The following is a 4,480-nucleotide window of genomic DNA, read 5'->3' on the forward strand; positions in this document are numbered from 1 at the left end:
GTGGCGTGTGATGCGGCGGATCGGGAGGCGTTGGCGGGGGTGTTGGCGGGGCGTCGGTTGGCGGGTGTGGTGCATGCGGCGGGGGTGTTGGACGATGGGTTGGTCGAGTCGTTGACGCCTGAGCGGTTGACGGGGGTGTTGCGGCCGAAGGTGGAGGCGGCGGTCAACCTGCACGAGCTGACGGTGGACCAGGAGTTGGCGTTCTTCGTGCTCTTCTCCTCGGCGGCCGGCCTGCTCGGGAACGTCGGCCAGGCCAACTACGCGGCCGCCAACGCCGGGCTGGATGCGCTCGCCGTTCAGCGGCAGGCCGCAGGCCTGCCGGCTGTGTCGCTCGCCTGGGGCTACTGGGAGCAGGCCAGCAGCATGACCGGCCACCTCGCGCAGGCCGAGATCGACCGCATGGCCCGCAACGGCATCCGGCCGCTGACGACCGAGCAAGGCCTGGCCCTCTTCGACGCGGCGCTCGGCTCCACCGAACCCCTGCTGGTACCCGCCCGGTTCGACCTCGCCGCGCTGCGCGCGAGCAGCGCGCCGCTTCCCGCGCTCTTCCGCGAGCTCGTGCACCGTCCGAACCGGCGGCAGGCGCAGGGCCGGGACGCCGTCGCGGCGGCGGCACTGGTCCAACAGCTCGCCGGCCTGGGCGAAACGGAGCGCGAGGCACTGGTGCTCCGGTTCGTCCGTGGGTGCGTCGCTGCGGTGCTCGGCCACGCGGATGCCGAACTGGTCGACATCGACCGGGCGTTCAAGGAGCTCGGTTTCGACTCGCTGACGGCGGTGGAGCTGCGCAACCGCCTCGCGGTGGCGACCGGCGTGCGCCTGCCCGCCACCCTGGTCTACGACCACCCCACCCCCGTCGCGCTCGCCCGTTGGCTCCGCGACAGCCTGCTCGCCGCCCCGTCCGCGCGCCCCGCCCTCGGCGGCACGCCGAGGACGGCAGGTCGCAGCGACGAGCCGATCGCCATCGTCGGCATGGCCTGCCGCTACCCGGGTGGGGTCTCCTCCCCGGAGGAGTTGTGGCAGCTCGTCGCGGACGGTGTGGACGCCATCGGCGACTTCCCGACCGACCGGGGCTGGGACCTCGGCGCCCTGCTGGACCCCGACGGCTCCCGCCTCGGGACGACGTACGCGCGCGGTGGCGGATTCCTGGCGGATGCGGCCGGGTTCGATGCGGGCTTCTTCGGGATCTCGCCGCGTGAAGCGGTCACCATGGACCCGCAGCAGCGGCTGCTGCTGGAGACCTCCTGGGAGGCGCTGGAGCGGGCCGGGCTGGACCCGGTGGAGCTGCGCGGCAGTCGGACCGGCGTCTACGCGGGCGTGATGTACCACGACTACGCCACCCTGCTGCCGCAGAGCGCCGAGGACGTCGAGGGGTACCGGCTCACCGGTACCTCGGGGAGCGTGATCTCCGGCCGGCTGTCCTACGCCCTGGGGTTGGAGGGTCCGGCGGTGACGGTGGACACGGCGTGCTCGTCCTCGCTGGTGGCACTGCACTTGGCCGCGCAGGCGCTGCGGGCCGGGGAGTGCGAACTCGCCCTGGCGGGCGGGGTGACGGTGATGGCGACGCCCGAGGTCTTCGTGGAGTTCAGCCGGCAGCGGGGGTTGTCCGTGGACGGGCGGTGCAAGTCGTTCTCGGATGGGGCGGACGGTGCGGGGTGGTCGGAGGGGGTCGGGGTGTTGGTGGTGGAGCGGTTGTCGGATGCGCGGCGGTTGGGGCATGGGGTGTTGGCGGTGCTTCGGGGGTCGGCGGTGAACCAGGACGGTGCGTCGAACGGGTTGACGGCGCCGAACGGGCCCTCACAGCGGCGGGTGATCGAGGCGGCTTTGGATGCTGCTGGTTTGACGGTTGGTCAGGTCGATGTGGTGGAGGGGCATGGGACGGGGACGGCGTTGGGGGATCCGATCGAGGTGCAGGCGTTGTTGGGGACGTATGGGCAAGGCCGTTCAGGGGAGCGGCCGTTGTGGCTGGGGTCGGTGAAGTCGAACATCGGGCATGCGCAGGCGGCGGCGGGTGTGGCCGGGGTGATCAAGATGGTCATGGCGATGCGGGCGGGGGTGTTGCCGAGGACTCTGCATGTGGCTGCGCCGAGTCGGGAGGTGGACTGGTCGGCGGGTGCGGTGGAGCTGCTGACCGAGGAGATGGCCTGGCCGGAGACCGGCCAGCCCCGGCGGGCGGGGGTCTCCTCGTTCGGGGCGAGCGGGACCAATGCGCATGTGGTGCTGGAGCAGGCGCCGGCGGTGGCTCCGGTGCCGCCCCCGGTTGTGGGCGCGGCGCCGGCGGTGGTGCCGTGGGTGGTGTCGGCGCGGTCGGAGGGGGCGTTGCGGGGGCGGGCGGAGCGGTTGGTGTCGCTCGTGGGTGAACTACCGCTGGCGGATGTGGGGTTGTCGTTGGCTTCGGTGGGTGCGGGGTTTGAGCGGCGGGCGGTGGTGGTGGGTTCGGAGCGTGGGGAGTTGCTGGCGGGGTTGAAGGCGGTGGTGGGCGGGGTGCCTGTTCAGGGGAGGACAGCGGTGTTGTTCTCGGGGCAGGGTGCGCAGTGGGCGGGGATGGGGCGCGGGTTGTACGAGGCGTTCCCGGTCTTCCGGGAGGCGTTCGACGAGGTGTGTGCGGAGTTCGGCGACGGGCTCCGGGAGGTGGTGTTCGGCGAGGACGAGCGGTTGGATCAGACGGAGTTCACGCAGCGCGGGCTGTTCGCGGTGGGTGTGGGGTTGTGGCGGTTGGTGGAGTGGCTTGGTATCGGCGTTGATGCGGTGGGCGGTCACTCGGTGGGTGAGTTGGTGGCGGCTTATGTCGCGGGGGTGTGGTCGTTGGAGGATGCCTGTCGGGTGGTGGGTGCGCGTGGCCGGTTGATGCAGGCGCTGCCGGCGGGTGGTGCGATGGTGGCGGTGCGGTTGTCGGAGGCGGAGGCTGTTGAGCGGTTGGCAGGCCGGGACGGTGTCGGGATCGCGGGGGTGAACGGTCCGCGCTCGGTGGTGCTGTCGGGCGAGGAGGCGGCCGTGGACGCGCTCGTGGCCGAGCTGGAGGCCGACGGCCTGCGCTGCAAGCAGCTGAAGGTGTCGCACGCCTTCCACTCGCACCTGATCGACCCGATGCTGGCCGAGTTCGAGGGCGTGCTCGCAGGCGTGGAGTTCCGCGCGCCGCAGTTGCCGGTGGTGTCGAACGTGAGCGGTGGTCTGCTGACGTCCGAGGAGGCCTGCTCCCCGCAGTACTGGGTGTGCCAGGCCCGCCAGGCTGTGCGGTTCGCCGACGACGTGGCGGCGCTGCGTGGGCTGGGTGTGGTGCGGTTCCTGGAGTTGGGTGGCCAGGCCTTGGTGGCGATGCTGGATGAGCCGGTGGTGGTGGCGGCGTTGCGGCGGGGTCGGGGAGAGGCGGAGTCGTTCTGGTCGGCGGTGGGTGAGCTGTATGTGAGTGGTGCGTCTGTTGACTGGAAGCAGGCGTTTCCGGGGGCTCGGCGGGTGGAGTTGCCGACGTATGCCTTCGAGCACGAGCGGTACTGGCCGGAGCCGAACCTCACGACCGGCGACCCGGCTGGGCTCGGACTCGGCGTCTCCGGGCACCCGTTGCTGGCGGCCTCGGTCGCGGTGGCGGGAGCCGACCAACTGGTGCTGACCGGGCGGCTTTCGCTGCGCACACACCGCTGGCTGGCGGATCACCTGGTGGACGGCCAGGTGGTGCTGCCCGGTGCGGCGCTGGTGGAGATGGCCCTTCGCGCGGGTGACGAGGCCGGCTGTGCGCGGCTGGAGGAGCTGATGCTCGAGTCTCCGCTGCTGCTGGCCGAGCGGGAAGCAGTACTGCTGCAGGTGCGGGTGGAGGCGGCGGACCAGGACGGGCGGCGGGCGCTCGCCGTCCACTCGCGCAATGAGACCGGGAATGCGGACAGTTGGACTCGGCATGCGGTCAGTGTCCTGACAGCTGGTGGTGCGGAGGCCGGGTTCGAGCTTCAGGCCTGGCCGCCGGCGGGCGCGGAGCCGGTGGAGCTGGACGGGTTCTACGACGGGTTGGCCGAGCGGGGTTACGGCTACGGTCCGGGGTTCCAGGGCCTGCGTGCCGCGTGGCGTCGCGAGGGTGAGGTGTTCGCCGAGGTTGCGCTGCCGGAGGGGCTGAGTGCTGCCGGCTTCGGCCTTCACCCCGCGCTGCTGGACGCGGTTCTGCATGCACTGGCGGCGGGTGGACTGGTCGGCAGCGAAGGGCTGTTGGTGCCCTTCGCCTGGTCGGGGGTGGAGCTGTTCGCCTCGGACGCCGTGGTGGTCCGCGCACGCCTGGTCCGTGCTGGAACCGAGACCGTGCGGATCGAGCTCGCCGATGCGGCCGGCCGTCCGGTGCTGGTGGTGGATGCGCTGGCGCTGCGTCCGTTGGCGCTGGCGCGGGTTCAGGGGCCGGAGCCCTTGTACCGGGTGGACTGGGTGCCGATTGAGTTGGGTGGTGGGGTGGTTGGTGAGTGGGTGGTGTTGGGGGAGGGGTTGGGTGAGTTGGGTGGTCGGCGGT

General features: G+C 71.9%; 1 protein-coding gene. It reads left to right on the plus strand.

The genetic code is table 11. From position 1 onward, the window contains the following. A partial coding sequence (locus tag ACFYNO_RS41075; RefSeq protein WP_388023884.1) for a type I polyketide synthase occupies positions 1–4,480 on the plus strand: 4,480 nt, incomplete at both ends.

The organism is Kitasatospora sp. NPDC006697 (assembly GCF_042869935.1).
GTDB lineage: Bacteria > Actinomycetota > Actinomycetes > Streptomycetales > Streptomycetaceae > Kitasatospora.